This window comes from Mucilaginibacter terrae (assembly GCF_042679325.1).
In the GTDB taxonomy this organism is placed as follows: Bacteria; Bacteroidota; Bacteroidia; order Sphingobacteriales; family Sphingobacteriaceae; genus Mucilaginibacter; species Mucilaginibacter terrae.
In genome coordinates this window covers 74055-93889 of sequence record NZ_JBHTMJ010000003.1, presented here as the reverse complement: position 1 = coordinate 93889, position 19835 = coordinate 74055, and the positions used below count along the sequence as shown (strand labels likewise).

The window sequence follows — 19835 nt, the reverse complement described above, 5'->3', positions numbered from 1 at the left end:
TATTAGATTAACAGATAGAAGAAAAATCAACAAAACATGGAAAACAACGTTAAACCTGCTAATGGCAAGCTTGGCATACTAATTCCGGGATTGGGTGCAGTTGCTACTACCCTAATTGCCGGTGTTGAAGCAGTAAACAAGGGATTGTCGAAACCCATTGGCGCCCTTACCCAAATGGGAAATATCCGTTTAGGTAAAAGAACCGAAAACCGCTACCCCAAAATTAAAGAATTTGTACCCCTGGCCGATTTGAACGATATTGTATTCGGTGGATGGGATGTGTACGCTGATAACGTGTACGAAGCAGCCGTTAACGCTGCAGTATTAGAGCCGGGCTTGTTAAACTCTGTTAAAGCCGAGTTAGAAGCCATTGTACCAATGAAAGCCGCGTTTGATAAAAACTATGCTAAAAACTTAGATGGTACACATGTTAAAACCGGTACCCGTTTACAAATGGCTAACGAGCTGATGGAAGACATTAAAAACTTCCAGGAAAAAAACGGTTTAGATCGTGTTGTGGTATTGTGGTGTGGTTCTACCGAAATTTACTTTGAAGAATCGGAAGTTCACCAGAATATTGTAGCTTTTGAAGCAGGTTTAGCCGCCGATGATAAACTGATAGCTCCAAGTATGCTATATGCTTATGCCGCATTAAAATTAGGTGTCCCGTTTGTAAATGGTGCTCCTAATTTAACCGTAGACATTCCTGCTATGGTGGAATTGGCTAAATACACCGAAACCCCTATTGCAGGTAAAGATTTTAAAACGGGTCAAACCTTAATGAAAACTATTGTTGCCCCAGGTTTGGCTGCCCGCGCATTAGGAGTTAACGGCTGGTTTAGTACCAACATTTTAGGTAACCGCGATGGTTATGTGTTAGACGATCCTGATAACTTTAAAACTAAGGAAGTATCGAAATTAAGCGTATTGGAAGAAATTTTTCAACCGGAAGCTAACCCCGATTTGTATGGCGATATGTACCACAAAGTACGAATCAACTACTACCCTCCACACGGTGATAGCAAAGAAAGCTGGGATAACATCGATATTTTTGGTTGGTTAGGCTACAAAATGCAAATCAAGATCAACTTCCTCTGCCGCGATTCGATTTTAGCTGCACCAGTTGCTTTAGATTTGGCCTTGTTTAGCGATTTAGCTAAACGTGCAGGCATGAGCGGCATTCAGGAATGGTTGTCATTCTACTTAAAATCGCCTCAAACTGCACCTGGTTTACCAGCAGAGCACGATATATTTAAACAATTAACCAAGTTACAAAACACCCTGCGCCACATGATGGGCGAAGATCTGATCACCCACCTGGGCTTAGATTACTACCAGGATGTGGTTGACGCCATGTAATTTTAGTTTAACTGATATATGGAAGCCGCCTCATTTTTTGAGACGGCTTTTTTGTTATTTACTGCGTGACAGTTCCCTCCTTGGGGAGGGCAGGGAGGGGTTTTAACCACAAGCCACTACTCGGTTCTGTTCTACATTTCAATAATTTTCGACCAACGCTTACAAATGCAGTCCCTTATCATCCAACCTCAAGCTACGCAGGTCCTGCTTAAATTGTTGCTGATATTGCTGCGCTAAAGTAGTACTGTAATTGGCAACCTTTCCGGTTTTTTTCGCTTCCTGCCATCCGGCGTGAAGCATAACAAATAAGATCTTCATTTCTTCGCCCAGCATGGCCCGGTTACCGGCATCTTGAGCTATTTCCCTGTTTTGTTGTAACGCCAAAATGGTTGAACTTTTTACTGCGTTCACCGCCGTTGGCTTAGGGTCGGCAGCGTTGTTAGCTATCATCCAGTTTAACACCTGGTAGGCGGTAACAATATCGGCCGCATCGTTATATTGTAAATGGTAAGGCGCCGTTATTCCGGTAAATATTTTATTAAAATCGTATTGTTTTAAAGCAACTATGTTACTGCTGTTCGATTTCATTTTTGCAGCCATACGGTCTATCACCTGGTTACGTATCTTTAATGAAGGATTATATGTTAAATGGCTTTCAGCTGTGCTTTTACCCCCTTTTATAACGTTCTTTAATATAAGACCGTTAATATGCGAAGTCATATAAGCCTGTTGTGTGGCGGCCGCGTTATCCATAAAAACCTGGCCCATATCCTGGGCACCCGCAGTAAACGTGTACACCATTATAATCGCTGTTAAAAGTAGTTTATGATTAAAAAACTTCATGATCGGTAAATATTAAATTTTTATCTGTAAGTATATTATTAACAACCCTAACATGCATAAAGTTTCGGACTTGTGGTTGGTGTTGTTACTGCGCCGCTTTTTTACGCCAGGCTAACGAGTTTGTGTTATCCTGAAAAAGCATTTCGGGCTGTTGCAGCCATAGTTCCATGCGGCTAATCATTTTTTGCAGTTGCTTATCGGTTAACTGGTTTATTGCGGTTTTAGATCTATTGAGATGATGGTACCATACACCGCCAAATAGCCAGTCTAACACAATCCTGTTAAAGCAATGGTTGTGGCGCACAGGCTGGGTAAACGTAGCGGGTAACACATCATTTAGGAGTTGCTTGTACCGGTATATCAGTGAAACATCATGGGTCATGGTAGGGAGAACAACAAACCAGGGTCTGTATTGTTGTTCGGCTTATTAAGTGGTTATGCTATCATCGTAGTGCCCTCAATTGTGAATATACGAGTAGAGTTAAAATGCAAAGGAATGCCAATAATTAATCTAAAATTAATTATTGTTTAATTTAAAATTAGATATTATATTGCATAATACTAATCGTTATTCAAATGAAAAAAAAATTAGCTGTATTTTTTGTAGCCTTTGGTTTAATGGCTACAGTAGTATCACCTGCCTTTGCACGCAGCGATGATGGAGAGTATTATTACTTTGAATCATCATGTAATAATTCTGGCGGTGCATGGTTTTATGGGTCACCCGCTGAAATTTATCAACAGGTTGTTGAATATGCGGAGTCGCTTAACACCTGTGGTGGCCCGGTTCCTAAAATCATACGAATGGCACCCGCCGAGAACCCACCATCCTAATAATAAACAATAAAAAGCTTTCGATTCTAAAAATAGAAAGCTTTTTATTTTCAACATATACACTTAAATCTTTTGATCTACTCCCTCAGCAACCGCTCTACCGCATAAGCCGGGTTTCTAAAAAAATCGTTATAGGTTTGAAATAACTGTGTTTGCTCATAGCTTTTTACTTTCATCCCTTCATTACTAAACTCATAAATTAAAGCATCAGGGCAGGCCATCAATATAGGCGAGTGCGTGGCAATAATAAACTGCGAATTGTCATCTAAAAGTTCGTGCATCCTCAAGAGCATAGCCATTTGTTTGGAAGGTGATAAAGCCGATTCGGGCTCATCCAAAATATAAAAACCGTTACCCGAAAACCGGTGTGTAAATAGTGACCAAAAGGATTCGCCATGCGATTGCTCGTGCAATGAAACGCCACCATAACAGTCTATAATTTTACTACCACCTGGCTCCGCATCCAAATTTTCAATTTCTGTAGCCATATTAAAAAAGCTTTCACTTCGCAAAAAGAAGCCGTCGGTATGGCGGTGTACGCCTCTGGATGTGCCGATATGTTGATGTAACGGAGAGTGCGATTGACGGGTATTGAAATTAAAATTAATGGAGCCACCTTCGGGGTTAAAACCCGATGCCACGGCAATAGCCTCTAATAAGGTTGATTTTCCGGTGCCGTTCTCCCCTGTAAAATAGGTGACCTTTGGGTGAACTTTGAGCCTCTCCTGATGCTTGAAAAACCGCAGCGAAAATGGATAAGCGTTTAAATCAACACCGTCATTTTTAAAATACACCTCTTTTAACTCACCCTTCGATATCATTTCGCTACTTTATCTGAATTTAACCATCAAACTTTATTTCAGCATACATTACAGTAACGTGTGCTATATAATGTGAATATATTTTGTAATCGCCAATAAAGTTAATCAATTGATTAATTTTTACTTTTCATAAACAAGTAGTGTCATCTAATTATTTATTTTTGTTGCATAGTGCAAACTAATTAGCTCATAATTTACGTAACATATTATATTAAACAACATCTTAGGTTAAATTATTTACAATCAATGCTTCAAAAAAGCGCAAAACTGATAATTTATAATATTTCTGTAGCTGATGCTTATAAGTTTGTACCGATGGATAATAAATATAATGTATTATAAATATCATATCAAAAAGTTATTCGTTGTTTTATTGCTAACCTGCGGTGTGCTTACCGCATTTGCGCAAGGCACCGTTGTAAGCGGCATTGTAACCGATGCTACCGACGGTGAGCCGCTTTCGTTTGTAACGGTCAGCTTTCCGGCTACTACAACGGGTACTAATACTAACGACAATGGTAAATTTCGTTTAGCTACTCCCAATACTACTTATGCCCGCATACAGGTATCGTATGTGGGTTACAAAACGGTCATAGTAGCTATTACGCCCGGTATTGTACAGGTGATTAATGTGCGCCTGCAGCCCGATAGCAGGCAGCTGAACGAGGTGCTGGTAAAATCGGGCAAGAAGAAAAAGTACACCAATAAGGATAACCCGGCGGTTGAACTGATTCGTAAGGTTATTGCCAATAAAGAAAAGAACCGCCCCGAAAGCTATAATTACGTAGAGTACAAAGCCTATGAGCGGTTGAACTTTTCCTTCATCAACGTATCGGCCGAGTTTAGCGACAAAAAGTTTTTCCGCAAATACAAGTTCCTGTTAGATAACCGCGATACCACCACCGTACCCGGTAAAAACCTATTACCTATTTATTTGAACGAAAAGGTTTACAGCTACTATTACAGCAAAAACCCCGAACGTAAAAAAACCAAGGTTTTAGGCGAAAAGGGAGTAAATTTCGGTAGTTTTATAGATAGTGAAGGTATTGGTGTGTACTTTAAGCACCTGTACCAGGATATTGATATTTATGCCAACAGTGCCGTACTGGTTACCAACGAATTTTTAAGTCCCATATCGGACAATGCCCCGGCCCAGTACAAGTTTTTCATCACCGATACCATTGTGGTAGATAACACCAAGCTGGTGGAACTGAGTTTTACCCCGCGTAACACCAACGATATGTTATATGAGGGAAGCATATACATTACGCTGGATGGCAACTATGCCGTTCAAAAAGCCGAACTGACACTTAACCGCAATATTAACCTGAACTGGGTTAAAGAAATGCACATTAACCTGGAGTTTGCTAAAAATGCCGATGGCCGTTACCACCTTAGCAAAAGTAATACCATGGCCGATTTTGGCGCATCCAAAAGCAGGAAAGGTGGCATCTTCGGTCAGCGTTACGTTACATTTCAAAACTATGCTACCAACGTAGCCCGGCCCGATAGTACTTACGAAGGCCAGCTGGCCATTACATCCGACGAGGTTAAACACCGCAGCGATGAATTTTGGGCCAAAAACCGTCAGGACACGTTGAGCGTTGCCGAATCAAAGGTTTATGCCAATATCGATAGCCTGGGCCGTATGAAATCTTTCCGCCGTACGGTGGATATTGCGCAGCTATTTTTGTTCGGTTACAAGTCTTTCGGTCCGGTTGATTTGGGCCCGGCCAATGCCTTTTACAGTTTCAACCCGGTAGAAGGGTTTAGGCTGCGTGTTGGTGGGCGTACTAATATAGATTTCAGCAAGCGCATATTATTAGAAACATACGCAGCCTATGGTTTTAAGGATGAAAAATGGAAGTTCTTTTTAAGCGGCTTATATTCATTCAACAAAAATTCCGTTTACCGCTTTCCGCAAAATTATATCAAAGCCAGTTTTCAGCGCGATACCCGCATACCCGGGCAGGAACTGCAATTTGTACGCGAAGACAATTTCCTGTTATCATTTAAACGCGGCAACAATGATAAATATTTGTATAACGATACCTACCGTATAGATTACGTAAAGGAGTTTCCAAGCCACTTTTCGTATGCCGTTGGCTTACGCAGGCTAACTCAAACCCCGGCCGGCTCGTTATACTTTAATAATTTACAAAACGGCCTGCCTAACCAGGTACAAAACTTAACTACCTCCGAAGCCAGCCTGCAGTTACGCTACGCACCGCACGAGGAGTTTTATCAGGGCAAGGTTTACCGTAAACAGTTTTTGAATAAGTACCCGGTACTCACCTTAACTTACACCGCCGGCTTAAAAAACGTATTAGGCAGCGAATTTGGTTATAACAAGGTAAATGTGAACCTGTATAAACACTTTTTTCTTAAAAAATTTGGCTACGCCGATGTTACTTTAGAGGGTGGAAACTTGTTTGGCCAGGTACCTTATCCATTGCTCACAATACACCGCGCAAACCAAACCTTCGCTTACGATCCGCTGTCGTATAACTTAATGAATTTTTTAGAGTTTGTAACCGACCACTATGCCAGTATCAACATCGATCAGCATTTCAGCGGGTTGTTTTTGAACCGGGTACCCCTATTAAAAAAATTAAAATGGCGCGAAGTTGCTTCTGTTAAATCATTATGGGGAGGGGTACGTAGTGAGAACGACCCAACTATACATCCTTCTTTGTACGAGTTTCCTAAAGACGGTTCAGGCGCACCCATTACCTATGCACTGGGCAGCAAACCTTATGTGGAGGGCAGTGTAGGGATCGAAAATATATTTAAGATACTCAGGGTTGACCTGGTAAGGCGTTTTAATTACCTCGACCATGCAAACATTGCCGACTGGGGTATTCGTACCCGGATACAATTTATTTTTTAGTTAATTTAGGCAAATTTTCACACGGATAATGGCACAGCAACCTTCATTGCGTACAAACCTTCAGTTAGGTATTTATAAAATAATTGATCCTTTTGTAAAAGTATTAATTAAGGTAGGGCTTACCCCCAACGCAGTAACGCTTATTGGCTTTGTGCTCAACATCGGCGTTGCGGCCATTTTTATTTTTGGTGCCGAAGAAAAACCCCGTAATGACCTTTCGGAAGTGGGCTGGGCGGGTGCCTTAATTTTATTTGCCGGCTTGTTTGATATGTTAGACGGGCAGGTTGCCCGCCTGGGTAACATGAAATCGGTTTTCGGCGCCCTGTTCGATTCGGTTTTAGACCGCTACAGCGAACTGGTGATGTTTTTGGGTATTTGCTATTACCTGGTGGCACAAGCTTATTTCCTGAGTTCCATATTTGCTTTTGTAGCACTAATAGGATCTATGATGGTGAGTTACGTACGTGCCCGTGCCGAAGGATTGGGTGTAGAAATTAAAGGCGGCTTAATGCAACGCCCCGAGCGCGTAGTAACTATTGGCTTGTGCGCATTAATATGCGGTATATCATCCAACTATATTGGCGGCGATTTTAAGCTTTTTATACCCGGTATAAAATACCATGTATTTGAAACCATATCCCTGTTTACCGTACCTATAACCATATTAGCCGTATTAACAAATATTACTGCGTTCAAACGTTTAATGGACGCAAAAAAAGCCTTGCTTGGGGCCGGAGATCAAGCGTGAAACATTTAATGAAATTTATCTTTTACACATTAATTTTTGGAGTGCTGTTGTTTTCAGCATCTTCTTTATTTGCAAAAACATCACCAGCCGATACGGTTAAAAACCTTTACCGGCTACCTGGAAATCCAAACCCGCCTTTACCCGCCAGCGTAAACCGTTTATTTTACGTGCAACGTACCCCCAATGCCAATACCATTATTTACGAGCTTAATTTAAGCAGCGATGAAAAGCCGGATGCCGAAACACCCGTACATGCTTATTGGATAAGGTATAACGAAAAAGGCCAGAAAGAAGAGCTGAGCTATATACAACGTAAGTTTGCCTATGGTATAACTTCCAAGCCGCTGGGAAATGGCAAATATGATATCAGGTTTGTGTCATACAAAAAATTTCCGCTTACATTAATGAAGGGTACTGACGGGAAATACCATATCTTTGCAACAATTTCACAAAGGCAATTCATAGTTAACCAAATTTTTGTTAAAATTGAAGGAGGATCGTTTTGGGTACCCAACGTGCGGTTTGTGGAATTTAAAGGAACGGATGCTGCAACCGGTAAAGAAGTGACTGAACGTTTCAAACCCTGATTAGTGATGAAAAAGAATTACGTTTCCAACTCGAGTGAGTCTGTAAGAATGTTTAAGAGCGACTTGTTAGAAGCTTTATCTAAAGTACACTGGACAGTGCCTCTTTACGTTTACATACCTGTTATAAGCTATTTTTGTTATCTTGCTTTTACACAAAGCACGGCAAGCATTCCCGGCTTTTTTGCTTTGTTCATAGGAGGCCTTGCCGTATGGACCTTTGCCGAATACATTTTACATCGCTTTGTTTTTCACTTTGTACCCAAGGCCGAATGGGCTTTACGTATCCATTTTATATTTCACGGCGTACATCATGATTACCCCAGCGATGCTAAACGTTTGGTAATGCCGCCATCGGCCAGTGTACCTATGGCGTTGATCTTATTCTTTTTGTTTGACTGGATGCTGCCCGAAACTTATATCTATTCTTTTTTCCCGGGGTTTTTAATAGGCTATTTAGTTTACGATATTTCGCACTATGCCATACACCACTTTAATTTTAAAGGCGGTTTATGGAAACGCATTAAACAACACCACATGCTGCACCATTACCAAGATCCATCTAAAGGTTACGGTGTAAGCTCACCCATCTGGGATAAAGTGTTCCGTTCGGATTTTGTTAAAAAATAAAATGAATATCGCCCTCACCAAAGGCTCAACAGTTACATTTAAAAATATCTTCACTGTTGTACTGGTATCTGCTGTATATTTATCTTTATCCTATGCGCTGGTTGGCTTTAAAACCGATCAATTGTTTCTGATAACCATATTTTTCATCCTGTACTTCGCTTCATCAGTTACCCGTAAGTTCGTTTTGGGTTTTTCCATCTTCATTGTGTATTGGATCATCTTTGATTACATGAAGGCTTTTCCTAATTACCACTATAACCAGGTACATATAGCCTCACTTTATAATTTAGAGAAAGAAATTTTCGGTTTTAATTACGGGGGGCACCTTATTACCCCAAACGAATACTGGCGTATAAACGGCGTTACGTTTTTAGATCTGCTTACCGGCTTCTTTTACCTGTGCTGGATACCTGTACCATTCGGCTTTGCCGCTTATTTGTTTTTTACCCGCCGCCACCGGCAGTTCCTGTACTTTGCCTTAACTTTTGTAGTGGTTAACCTGTTGGGTTTTGTGGTGTACTATACCTACCCTGCCGCACCGCCCTGGTATGTACAGTACCATGGTTTTCAATTTTACCAGGCCACTGCCGGCAATACAGCCGGCTTAGCCAGGTTCGATGCATTTTTTCATATCAACCTGTTTAGGTCTATTTACGCAAAGGGCTCTAATGTTTTTGCAGCCATGCCGTCTTTACACTCCAGTTACCCGCTTATTGTAGTGTACTATTCCATTAAAAACCGTTTAGGCTGGGGAAATCTTTTTTTTATTACCGTAACGGTGGGTATATGGTTTTCGGCCGTTTACACCAGTCACCATTATGTGTTAGATGTTTTGGCCGGCATTTTAACCGCCACTACGGGTATTGCCCTGTTCAATTTTATGGTGGTCTCTGTAAAACCGCTTCGTCGCTGGCTCAACCGGTATGAAGCAATTATTCAGTAAGTTATGCACCTTTTTTGCGAGTTACTAACATTCGGTAGTGTTAGGTAATTTTAGCATAAACAGGCATGCTATTTGCAAATAACTATTTGCAATAATACTACTGCAAATGAAAAAGACTTTACTTCTCACAGCATACCTGTTACTGGTTGCCTTAGCTGGTTTTTCTAACCCGTTAGATAGCCTTAAACAGCAATTACAATTAACAACCGACGATACACAAAAAGCAAGTATATACCTGCAACTGGCCGCCTGTTACATGGAGCCACAAAATGCCCCAAACGCTTATACTAAACGCATTAACCAGGAAAATGCTATAAACTATACCATGCTGGCTATGAAAGTTTATTACCGTAAAGACGATACCACAGGATTGGTAAGCAGCTACAGTAACCTATCAAAGGCTTACAGGGCGCAGTATAAATATGCGCAAGCCAAATGGTTTATATTGCAGGCCAACACGCTATCGCGCAGGCAAAACTCAATACCGGCTATTATAACTACCCTGGTTGATTTGGCTGCAATTAAAATAGATATAAAAGATTATAAGCTGGCTAAAAAAGACCTGAAAGAGGCTCATCGCTTAGCTATGGCTAATAACTTAATTGTGCAGGATTCGGTAGTGAAGCTGAGCTATACCCGCTTATACACTTATCTACAGGTTCCGCCGAGCGAAAACGTTTTTCAGGGACTTGATGAATCTATTAGAAAAGAAGAACTGGCTTACGCCGCACGTCAAAAAAAATTAGCTGCTAATATGAAGCCGGCCAAAAAAGTATTAACCAAAAAGAAAATGCTGGTTGCTAATGTAACCCGCGGTGAAAGCATCAGGTTAACTAAACCCGCTATTAACTGGGAAATACCAATGAGCAGTACACCTGCCGATAGCCTGAAAACAGCAGCGTTATAACTATAATCTCCTCTATATATACTAAGAGCCGCTACTAACCAGTGGCTCTTTTTGGTTTAATATAGTTCCGGTATTATCATGTATTTGCGGTTTTTAAATTCAGTGGCCTCTAAAGGTGTAATAATATACCGCTAACCAACCAGCCTGAGCTTGTTGCAGCATTCGCCGCTGTGCTAATTATAAACCATTACTACCAGGTAATATTATTCCTGTAGTATTTCTCAAAGGCACTTCTCAAGGCTATGCAGTTTAAGAGGGGTTACCCTTCTTCAACTCAATAACCGTAATTTCGGGCCAAATACCCAACCTGCCCGAAAATGCCAGGAAGCCAAAGCCCCGGTTCACATACAGGTAGCGTTTATGATGCTCGGCCAGGCCAGCCCAGTCCAGGTAGCGCGATTTTACCGGGCTCCACCTTAATTTATCAGTTTCTACCCCAAACTGCGCACCATGCGTATGACCCGATAGGGTTAAGTGAATGAGTGACGGATGGTAACGTACTATTTCTTCCCAATGCGTAGGATCGTGCGACAGCAAAACCTTAAAATCAGTTGGCTGTACGCCTTGCATGGCATTATCCAGGTTGCCCACTTTGATAAAATCCCGGCCCCAATTCTGTACACCAATTAGGACAATTTTCTGCCCGTCTTTTTCCAACGCTATATTTTCGTCCAGTAAAAGTTTATAGCCTAAAGTTTTATGGTGATCTTTTAATTTTTGCAGGTTGGCCGCCTTTTCTTCGCTGCTGCCCCACTCAATATAATCGCCATAATCGTGGTTACCCAATATGGAGTACTGCCCGTAGGGTGCCTTTAACTGGTTAAAGCGGTTTATATAAGGCACAATTTCTCCGGCTACGTTATTCACCAGGTCTCCGGTAAAAACAAACAGATCAGATTTTTGCGCCTTTGCCAGGTCTATACCTCGTTGAACAGCTTCGGGGTTATCAAAACTGCCCGAATGAATATCGGATAACTGCGTAATAGTAAAGCCATCAAAGGCCTCGGGCAGGTCATCAAAGTATATGGTTTGTCGGTGTACCTTATAATCGTATTTTCCTTTCAGCATGGCATAAAAAAAAGAGGCAAACGGTACGGCGGCTAATACAACAGCAGCCTGGCTTATCAGTTTCCGTCTTTCGGGAAAGTAGCTTCCATTAGCACGGGGGGATTTACGAACCAAATTGGTTAAACCTGCAAACAGCCGGTAAATATCGCCGAACATCAGCACTACTATAAATACGACTTTGGTAATTAATAGGGTTAAAAAAATGCTGAGTACCCACTGGTGATATGGGGTCATACCCGGTGGTTTACTGGCTTTGCTTGTATTTACCAGCAGCAGCATTATTGTTACTACAGAAATTAACCAATATACCGCCAACACGGCACGCCTTACTTTAGCATCCGAATCGGCTAACAAGGTACGGATGCCCTGGTGTATGTACCAATCCATTAATAAGCTTATAATTACTAATATTAAAGCAAGGTTAAAGATACCTCCATGACGCATACGAATATTATTATATTGATGATAAAATCAGCGATTACAATCCGTGTAGCTAAGTTAACCAAACCTCACACCAGCACTACAAATACTTTGTGGTGATGCTTATTGTAAACGCACTCAATATACAAGAGTAAACTGCTTTTTTTGTTGCGCTGTTGTAAGTTTTAATAATTTAAAACCGCAGCATGCCTATTAAACTTTATTTTTGCCGCTTAATAAGTTAACATGACCACCGATTTGAAAAACACTTTCGATAGTATAATTTTCGACCTTGACGGTACACTTTGGGACTCGACTGCTAACGTGGCTATGGCCTGGCAAAAAGCAAAGGAAGAAGTAGATTATATTAAAGATGATGTTACCCAGCAAACTGTACGCTCTATAACCGGCATGGCTTACGATGCTATTTTTGATAAGCTATACCCCTATTTGGAACCTGATTTGCGAAACGAGTTTAAAGCATTAAGCGCTAAACACGAACTGGAGATACTAAACGCAAAAGGTGGCGAACTTTATCCTGACTTGAAACCGACCCTGGAATATTTAAAAAGCAGATACAAGCTTTTTATAGTTAGCAACTGCCAGTGCGGTTATATAGAAACCTTTTTAAGGCTGAATGATTTGGACAGCACCTTTGTTGCCCACCAATGTTACGGCACCAAAAGCCTGCCCAAGTTTCAAAACATATTAGATATAGTGGCTGATAACCAGCTAAACAACCCGGTTTATGTAGGTGATACCCAGGGTGATTACGACAGTGCTACCAAAGCAGGCGTACCCATTATATTTGCCACCTACGGCTTTGGTACAACCAGCGGACAACCGGTAGCTATTATAAACAAGTTTAGCGAATTACAAGAGCTGTTGTAATTACTGCCGGCCGCCGGTATCGGTACGGGTACTATCGGTAAGGTTGCCGCTTCCTATACTGTTTTCGGGATCGGCGGTAGCTTCGGCACTGTTATTTTCAAGTCTGTTAACTTTATCGCGCTTATCGTTATGCTGCTTTTTAACAGGCGAATTGCATGCTGTCAGAAACAATGTTCCTGCTAATAGAGTGCTATAAATAATTTTCATGAGCAATTTTATCGACCCCTTACTGGCGATCGTACACTTACCTACACGTTTAATGCCATAAGCGGCATTTGGCATTGTAATAGTTTTGATATACAGCGTTATAGCTAAACTGCTTATTCATATTTCAAAACAGTATTATTCATAGTTGCCCGTAAGTTATTATTTGACGCGTAGACATTGTAATTATAAATGGCACTATGCTCATTTCATTTTATATCATGATTTAAATTTTAACATTAACTAACTGTTACATATAAAAGCCAATGTACGTATTATATAGTAAACCAATTGTTGTGATGAAAAGACGATTTTTACTGCTGTTAGTATTAGTGAGCTTAGGCTTTTCGGCTTGTAAAAAGGGCGACACAATTAATACGGATCCCTCTTTAGTTGGTACATGGAAACTTCCCCTACCCAGTATTGTTGATAATACCCGAACATGGGAATTTCAATTTAAGAACAACGGCACCATGCAATTTTCAATTTACTATACAGATGCCGCAACAGGGAAAGTACTCGGTTATTATTTAAAAACAATTGGCAGATATAAAAAACTCAGAACTAACAGGTTACAACTTTACAACGTAACCAATTATTCCAATGATCCTACTAAAGGGCCGTATGCTGCCGAAGCAGATCTAATAGCCAGATCTACCAATGCAACTACTGATTATACTTACTTCATTAATGCAGGAGGTAAGGAGTTAGATATAACTATTGATTGCCCTCCCAACGCCAATTGTATAGGCAAACTTACTTACACCAAGCAGTAATGCCTGTCGTTAACTAACAACAGTGCTAACCTCGCTCATAAGTTTCACGGTGTTGGATTATCATTTGCCGGTAAACAGCATCGTTTTTTGCTTTTTGCCAATACTCATAAAATACACGGGCCGATGCTGCCTTTACCTCATCAACCACCTGCGGTAACTGGTTACGGCCATGAGCACCACTTTTGCCCTTTTTATCGTCGGGTACAGGTCCGTTGTACTTTTTGCCGCTTTTATGGTTAGCATACCGGCGCGACCGGGTGTAGCCCATCTGCAAAAACTTGCGCGCCATATCTGTTCCTACAAAATCACCGGCTTGCTGGTAATCCAAAAATAACTGGTAAATCTTCTCCGCCGATTTTTGCGCCACGTCCGGGGTTTTAAACCGCCAATAAGGAAGGATCTCACTTTTATAAGGCTCAACCAGTAATACGCCTTGCTCACCCTTACCTATACGGTATAACCCGGGCTGCTGCCTGAAGTTGGTCTCCTTAAAGTTGAGGGTATAATTGAACGGAGCGTTAGGCATGGTTGTCGGTTGTCGGTTGTCGGTTGTCGGTTGTCGGTTGTCGGTTGTCGGTTGTCGGTTGTCGGTTGTCGGTTGTCGGTTGTCGGTTGTCTAATAAATCTTTTGTTGTAAAGATTGTTTTTATATTTTATAGTCCAGTTCTGTATAATTTTTCAGGGTCTCACACATCGTTTCAAGTGTTTCATGCCGTTACATTAAAAATTTCAGGAAAAATGAAGAAATATCTAACTTTTTAAGTTTTAATGAAGAATCTTGTAATTAAACGAATGCCGTAAATTTTACGACTTTACAACACAAATCACTTTATAATTCAGCATTTTTGTGGCTATTATACCATGAATCAATTTAATCAAGATACTATTGTAGCATTGGCTACCCCCAACGGAACGGGTGCAATCGGGGTTATCCGCCTGTCGGGGCCGGATGCCGTACAAATAGCTAATAGTGTGTTTAAAGGCAAAAATTTAATTAAACAGGCTTCACATACCATCCATTTCGGCACCATTACAGACGGCGACCTGGTACTGGACGAGGTACTGGCATCCCTTTTTGTGGCCCCTCGTTCCTACACCCGCGAAAACGTGGTGGAGATCTCCTGCCATGGGTCAAACTACATTATTCAGTCTATCATTAAGCTGCTTATCCGCCAGGGAGCGCGCTCGGCCAAACCGGGTGAATTTACCTTACGGGCATTCCTCAACGGGCAGTTCGATTTATCGCAGGCCGAGGCCGTGGCCGATCTCATTGCGGCCGATTCTAAAGCCTCACAACAGGTTGCCCTACAGCAGCTTCGTGGTGGATACAGCACTGAACTACAGCAACTTCGTGAGCAACTGGTACATTTTGCTTCGATGATTGAATTGGAACTGGATTTTTCGGAAGAAGACGTGGAGTTTGCCAACCGAGGCCAGTTAAAACAATTGGTCCACAATCTCACACGGATTATAGGCAAGTTGATCCTGTCGTTTGAGTTGGGTAACGCGGTTAAACAAGGTATAAATACAGTAATTGCAGGTAGGCCCAATGCAGGTAAATCTACCTTGCTTAATGCTCTTTTAAACGAAGAACGCGCCATTGTTAGCCACCTTGCGGGCACCACCCGTGATACCATTGAAGAAACGCTAAACATTAACGGCATCAATTTCAGGCTAATAGATACCGCCGGTATCCGCGAAGCCACCGATGCCATTGAGCAAATTGGTATTCAAAAAACCATGGAGAAGATCAGCCAAACGGCCTTATTGCTTTATGTATTTGATGTAGAAAATATTACTGCCGAAGAATTACAGCAGGATATTAATAGTTTGTACAAGCCCGGCATCCCGGCTATTGTAGTGGCTAATAAAATAGATCTGGCTCAAAATTTCCATGATACTTTTCATCCATATTTACCCGATGGGGCCGTACTACTGGCTATATCGGCCAAAGAAAAGCTGCATATTCACGAGCTTAAAGAGTTGATCTACAACCAAACCATTCAGGGTAAACTTAACGGAAATGAAACATTAGTGACCAATATACGCCACCTTGAAGCACTCCAAAAAACCGAGCAGGCCCTTATTAAAACCCTGCAAGGTATTGATAGGCAGATCACATCAGATTTTATAGCGCTCGACATTAAACAGGCCCTGTATTACCTGGGCGAAATTACCGGCGCCGTTACTACCGATGATCTGCTGGATAATATATTTTCTAAGTTCTGTATCGGAAAGTAACAAAATTGGTAGCGAAATAAAATGCGGCGTGGTTTAAACCGTTTGCAGAACTAAATGGATTTTGCTACTTTTCAGGTGAAATGAAGATCAGTTTCGACTTAAATGTCATCCTATATTTTGCGGCGATCAGTATCGGGATGTACACTTCGATCATGCTTTTGTTTTCTGTGCATAATAAAACGGCCAACCGAATCCTCTCTCTGCTGATGCTGGCGATCACCGGTTGGATAACCGATGCCTTTTTAAGAGCCTCTGGAATATATGCGCAGCGGCCAGATCTCTATTTTCTACCAATTTATTATTCCTTTGCTTTCGGGCCGCTACTTTACTTTTATGTACGTGCCATTACTGATAAAGGCTTTAAGTTTGATAGGAGGCAATTGTTACATTTTTTCCCGGTATTTATACAGGCGGCGTTTTATGGGTATCTGGCTTTGCAAAACTATCAATTCAAGTATGAGGTATGGTTTTACGTTCACCAGCCTTATACTTACCGGTTAGAGTATGATGGCACCTGGCTTTCGCTGGTTATTTATTTGTCGTTAGCTATCCGGTATTTCCTGAAATACCAGTCCTGGCTGGCCAATAACTATTCTGAACTATCCCGCAAGCTGCTCAACTGGCTGAAGTTCTCGCTCATTACCCTCATCCTGGTGTGCGGAGCCTGGCTGTTCGAAGCTTTCCTGCGGGATTTCAGGAATACTTATTACCAGTACGATATTTCTACCAACTTATTATGCATCGTAATTTATTGCATTGGCGTATTGGGTAAGCAGCAGGCAGCTATCAGCGTAGAATTTAAAGAGGAAGAATTGCCAGCTCAGCCAGAATCTTTGCCCGAAGTTGACTCCCTTTTTGTTGAAAAGATAGGCACAGCTATGGTGACGGATAGATTGTACCTCAACCCCGAACTAACCCTGGCCGATCTTGCTGCGCATATCGGCCTGCCGGCTAAGACCGTTTCGTTTACTGTCAACGCCGCATTTGGTAAACCGTTTAATACCTATGTCAATGGCTTCCGGGTTGAAGAGATCAAAAACCGTCTGCAATCGGCCGATCTGGAAAAGTTTACGCTGCTCGGTATTGCCTACGAATCAGGGTTTAACTCCAAGACCTCCTTTAACCGAATCTTTAAGGAGTTTACAGGTTCCTCGCCCTCCAATTTTATAAAAAAGTAGTACCAAAGCTATTTTGGCACGTCCCAATTCCTGTTTTGGGGCGATGCGCCTTCGTGAAAGAGGCACCTTTGATCAAAATTAAATGGAGATGAAAAAACTAAATTTCTTTTTTACCCTGCTATTATTTACAGGAAGCGTTCAGGCGCAAACTACCTGGACGAACAAATCGCGCCTGTTGCCCGACAAACTACGTTTACTACCCGTGGGCATTTTAATGTCACACGATCCTAACCCCTGCTATCCGGTCAAAACCGGTGATACCTTCTATTGGATTCACAATACTAAGGCTACTGCCGTTTATCGGGAACTGAGCGTGGTGGAATGCGGGAGCTTTATCTGGTACGATGACAGCGGATGGCACGACAACATGCATTACTCGCCGGTTGATTTTGCCAAAGCCTTTAACTGCCCCGGCGCAATCCTGAAAAAAGGTCGGACGTTCACTTATCAGAAAAATACAAGGTATGGTAAACAAGCCTATGGCGGAGATGCGCTCTGGTATATCATAGCTAAAGACAAAGCCGGTAAGTTATACAAAGGCATCGCACTAATTGAAACAGAATCTACTATATCAACCTCAAAATAACAATTATGAAAACTTCTTATACCATCGTAATACTTTTTATGCTCGCCGCCAACAGCCTGTTTGCCCAAAAGAAACTTAACATAGACACAAAAAACAGCATCGTAAAATGGACGGGGCATGCCGAGATCGGCAAATACGCGCCTACAGGTACACTTCATTTTAAAGATGGTGAGGCACGCATTGATCAGGGAGGTATCAAAAACGCTAAATTTACGATCGATATGAAGAGCATGAAAACAGAGAACGCACAATTGCTCGGACATTTGACCGGTGAGGATTTTTTTGATGTGCAAAAATTCCCAGTCAGCACGATTGTGATCGACCGAATCGTAAATGGGGAAGCTATAGGAAAGCTGACGATCAGAAAAAAAGAGCTGCCATTTCATTGTGCGGTGACCGTACAGCATAACAACGGAAAATATACAGTATCAGGAGATGTTATTATAGACCGTACCGCGTATGGTATCATTTACAATTCCGGAAACTTTTTTTCTGGCTTGGGCGATAAGGCAATCAGAAATACCTTTGATATTTCTTTTACGATCTATTTAAATTAAAACAAATAAGGTAAGTTCAACTATGATGAACCTTACTTGCGGTTGCTTTAATTGATTATATATCGGAGATACCTGTTACAAACAAAAAACACCTACGCAAATGGCATCGGTGTTTTTGTTTTACAATCGTGTAGTTGTTACTCTAAAACCAAGCTAACCCTGCCATTAGAGGCGTTTACGTTAACCGGTACACCTCCGCCGTTAAGCTTGCCTTCCACATGGTCTTTTTCGTTAGTACCCTGAAAACGTCCGCTAACTTCGGCACTAACGCGGCCGCCTTTTAAATCAAGGTCAAGTCCTTTTTGTGACGGTAATTTCAGGTCTATATGGCCTGCGCTGGTATTTAGTTTGACGTACTTACCCAATTCGTTAAGCTGCACATGGATGCTACCTGCACTGGTAGAACCCTCCACACTACAGGCTAATTGTGTAAGGTTAAGGCTGCCGCCTGAAGTACTGGTTAATAGTTCGCCCGATATATGATCGCCTTGTACACTGCCGCCGCTGGTAGTAGCACTTATATTACCTTTAAGCTGGCTTAATTTAAGCGATCCGCCGCTGGTAACCAGGTTTATACGGCCTTCACAATTGCTGGCGGTTATGCTGCCACCGCTGGTAACCAGGTCAATATCCTGTTTTGAACCCTCTACCTGAATGCCGCCGCCACTGGTGCGGCCTTTAATTTTTCCGCTTACATTGGTTATGTGCAAACTACCGCCACTGGTGGTAAAATTTTGCTCGCCGGTAATACCGGCTAATTTGATGCTGCCACCGCTGGTAGTTAAATTAGTAGCAACAACCCGAGGAACAAATATTTTAAAAGATATACTTACCGAGTTGCGCCAGTTCATGTTATTTTGTTTGGATTTAGCTTTAGCATGCAGTTCATGATCATTGTCGGTTATTTCCAATGTGTAATTCTCTTCCAGGCGTTGCTTGAGTTCTTCCTTACTTACATCTCCCTTATCATTATTGGGTCTTACATATACTTCTATACGGGCTTCTGATGCATCTGTACCGATAACCGATATGCTTCCACCCGAAGTATTTACAAACACATTATTAATAGCCGATTTTGCTAATGACTTGGTGAGATAAGGCTCGGTACTCCACTTGTCCTGCGCTTTTGCAGCAACGCTACCTAAAGCCAGAAATAAAATAATTGCATACTTTTTCATAAAGCTGGATTGAGATTTATAGTTGTTGAAATTTTTATAAGTTCGATATAACAGGTATGAAGAAATATCTATACCAAAAATTTAAACCATTATTAATCAATAACATATATAAAATATTAAAGGTAATAATCGTTCGTATGTGCTACAATAGTTGTTCGATAATGATACAACCGCGTT

General features: G+C 41.5%; 21 protein-coding genes. 14 read left to right on the top strand and 7 right to left on the bottom strand.

The genetic code is table 11. The features are described from left to right. Nucleotides 1–36 precede the first annotated feature (36 nt). Complete coding sequence (locus ACFQ3S_RS02440; RefSeq protein WP_377160889.1) at nucleotides 37–1359, top strand: inositol-3-phosphate synthase; 1323 nt, start codon at nucleotides 37–39, stop codon at nucleotides 1357–1359. 159 nt (nucleotides 1360–1518) lie between these two features. Here ACFQ3S_RS02440 and ACFQ3S_RS02435 read toward each other — a convergent pair whose 3' ends face one another. Further along, on the bottom strand, nucleotides 1519–2202 hold the full coding sequence (locus ACFQ3S_RS02435) for a hypothetical protein (RefSeq protein WP_377160887.1): 684 nt from the start codon (nucleotides 2200–2202) through the stop codon (nucleotides 1519–1521). Nucleotides 2203–2287: 85 nt separating this feature from the next. Beyond that, complete coding sequence (locus tag ACFQ3S_RS02430) at nucleotides 2288–2584, bottom strand: hypothetical protein (protein ID WP_377160885.1); 297 nt, start codon at nucleotides 2582–2584, stop codon at nucleotides 2288–2290. A 194-nt stretch (nucleotides 2585–2778) separates the two neighbouring features. On the opposite strand from ACFQ3S_RS02430, the gene ACFQ3S_RS02425 reads away from it, so the two are divergent. Beyond that, nucleotides 2779–3036: a hypothetical protein gene (locus ACFQ3S_RS02425; RefSeq protein ID WP_377160884.1), complete on the top strand. Its 258-nt coding sequence runs from the start codon at nucleotides 2779–2781 to the stop codon at nucleotides 3034–3036. 77 nt (nucleotides 3037–3113) lie between these two features. On the opposite strand, the gene ACFQ3S_RS02420 is transcribed toward ACFQ3S_RS02425, so the two are convergent. Continuing rightward, nucleotides 3114–3857: an AAA family ATPase gene (locus ACFQ3S_RS02420; protein ID WP_377160882.1), complete on the bottom strand. Its 744-nt coding sequence runs from the start codon at nucleotides 3855–3857 to the stop codon at nucleotides 3114–3116. Nucleotides 3858–4245: 388 nt separating this feature from the next. Here ACFQ3S_RS02420 and ACFQ3S_RS02415 point away from each other — a divergent pair, with 388 nt between their 5' ends. The 6 genes from ACFQ3S_RS02415 to ACFQ3S_RS02390 all read left to right on the top strand — a co-directional run bounded on the left by ACFQ3S_RS02415 (nucleotide 4246) and on the right by ACFQ3S_RS02390 (nucleotide 10559). After that, nucleotides 4246–6747, top strand: coding sequence for a DUF5686 family protein (locus tag ACFQ3S_RS02415; RefSeq protein WP_377160880.1), 2502 nt, complete (start codon nucleotides 4246–4248; stop codon nucleotides 6745–6747). Between the two features lie 28 nt (nucleotides 6748–6775). Next, complete coding sequence (locus tag ACFQ3S_RS02410; RefSeq protein ID WP_377160878.1) at nucleotides 6776–7495, top strand: CDP-alcohol phosphatidyltransferase family protein; 720 nt, start codon at nucleotides 6776–6778, stop codon at nucleotides 7493–7495. Between the two features lie 8 nt (nucleotides 7496–7503). Beyond that, nucleotides 7504–8082, top strand: coding sequence for a DUF4833 domain-containing protein (locus ACFQ3S_RS02405; protein ID WP_377160876.1), 579 nt, complete (start codon nucleotides 7504–7506; stop codon nucleotides 8080–8082). A gap of 6 nt (nucleotides 8083–8088) precedes the next feature. Beyond that, nucleotides 8089–8709, top strand: coding sequence for a sterol desaturase family protein (locus ACFQ3S_RS02400; protein ID WP_377160874.1), 621 nt, complete (start codon nucleotides 8089–8091; stop codon nucleotides 8707–8709). A 1-nt stretch (nucleotide 8710) separates the two neighbouring features. Continuing rightward, nucleotides 8711–9652, top strand: coding sequence for a phosphatase PAP2 family protein (locus ACFQ3S_RS02395; RefSeq protein WP_377160872.1), 942 nt, complete (start codon nucleotides 8711–8713; stop codon nucleotides 9650–9652). Nucleotides 9653–9758: 106 nt separating this feature from the next. Beyond that, a complete protein-coding gene (locus ACFQ3S_RS02390; protein ID WP_377160870.1) occupies nucleotides 9759–10559 on the top strand; it encodes a hypothetical protein in 801 nt (266 codons plus the stop codon). A gap of 249 nt (nucleotides 10560–10808) precedes the next feature. Here the strand turns inward: ACFQ3S_RS02390 and ACFQ3S_RS02385 are convergent, their stop codons facing one another. Then, nucleotides 10809–12014, bottom strand: a complete 1206-nt coding sequence (locus ACFQ3S_RS02385; protein WP_377160868.1) for a metallophosphoesterase — start codon at nucleotides 12012–12014, stop codon at nucleotides 10809–10811. A gap of 279 nt (nucleotides 12015–12293) precedes the next feature. On the opposite strand from ACFQ3S_RS02385, the gene ACFQ3S_RS02380 reads away from it, so the two are divergent. Further along, on the top strand, nucleotides 12294–12938 hold the full coding sequence (locus tag ACFQ3S_RS02380; protein ID WP_377160866.1) for an HAD family hydrolase: 645 nt from the start codon (nucleotides 12294–12296) through the stop codon (nucleotides 12936–12938). Here the strand turns inward: ACFQ3S_RS02380 and ACFQ3S_RS02375 are convergent, their stop codons facing one another. After that, nucleotides 12939–13145: a hypothetical protein gene (locus tag ACFQ3S_RS02375; RefSeq protein WP_377160864.1), complete on the bottom strand. Its 207-nt coding sequence runs from the start codon at nucleotides 13143–13145 to the stop codon at nucleotides 12939–12941. It abuts the gene before it with no gap. 296 nt (nucleotides 13146–13441) lie between these two features. Between ACFQ3S_RS02375 and ACFQ3S_RS02370 the strand changes: the two genes are divergently transcribed. Next, nucleotides 13442–13918: a hypothetical protein gene (locus tag ACFQ3S_RS02370; RefSeq protein ID WP_377160862.1), complete on the top strand. Its 477-nt coding sequence runs from the start codon at nucleotides 13442–13444 to the stop codon at nucleotides 13916–13918. A 25-nt stretch (nucleotides 13919–13943) separates the two neighbouring features. On the opposite strand, the gene ACFQ3S_RS02365 is transcribed toward ACFQ3S_RS02370, so the two are convergent. Continuing rightward, a complete protein-coding gene (locus ACFQ3S_RS02365) occupies nucleotides 13944–14444 on the bottom strand; it encodes a DUF4385 domain-containing protein (RefSeq protein ID WP_377160860.1) in 501 nt (166 codons plus the stop codon). A gap of 335 nt (nucleotides 14445–14779) precedes the next feature. Here ACFQ3S_RS02365 and mnmE point away from each other — a divergent pair, with 335 nt between their 5' ends. The 4 genes from mnmE to ACFQ3S_RS02345 all read left to right on the top strand — a co-directional run bounded on the left by mnmE (nucleotide 14780) and on the right by ACFQ3S_RS02345 (nucleotide 18480). After that, nucleotides 14780–16159: a tRNA uridine-5-carboxymethylaminomethyl(34) synthesis GTPase MnmE gene (gene mnmE / locus ACFQ3S_RS02360; protein WP_377160858.1), complete on the top strand. Its 1380-nt coding sequence runs from the start codon at nucleotides 14780–14782 to the stop codon at nucleotides 16157–16159. A gap of 80 nt (nucleotides 16160–16239) precedes the next feature. Continuing rightward, a complete protein-coding gene (locus tag ACFQ3S_RS02355) occupies nucleotides 16240–17337 on the top strand; it encodes a helix-turn-helix domain-containing protein (protein ID WP_377160856.1) in 1098 nt (365 codons plus the stop codon). Between the two features lie 88 nt (nucleotides 17338–17425). Then, nucleotides 17426–17923 carry a hypothetical protein gene (locus ACFQ3S_RS02350; RefSeq protein WP_377160854.1) on the top strand — a complete coding sequence of 166 codons (498 nt, stop codon included), beginning with the start codon at nucleotides 17426–17428 and terminating at the stop codon, nucleotides 17921–17923. Between the two features lie 5 nt (nucleotides 17924–17928). After that, complete coding sequence (locus ACFQ3S_RS02345) at nucleotides 17929–18480, top strand: YceI family protein (protein ID WP_377160853.1); 552 nt, start codon at nucleotides 17929–17931, stop codon at nucleotides 18478–18480. 137 nt (nucleotides 18481–18617) lie between these two features. Here ACFQ3S_RS02345 and ACFQ3S_RS02340 read toward each other — a convergent pair whose 3' ends face one another. After that, complete coding sequence (locus ACFQ3S_RS02340; RefSeq protein ID WP_377160850.1) at nucleotides 18618–19658, bottom strand: DUF4097 family beta strand repeat-containing protein; 1041 nt, start codon at nucleotides 19656–19658, stop codon at nucleotides 18618–18620. Between the last annotated feature and the right edge of the window lie 177 nt (nucleotides 19659–19835).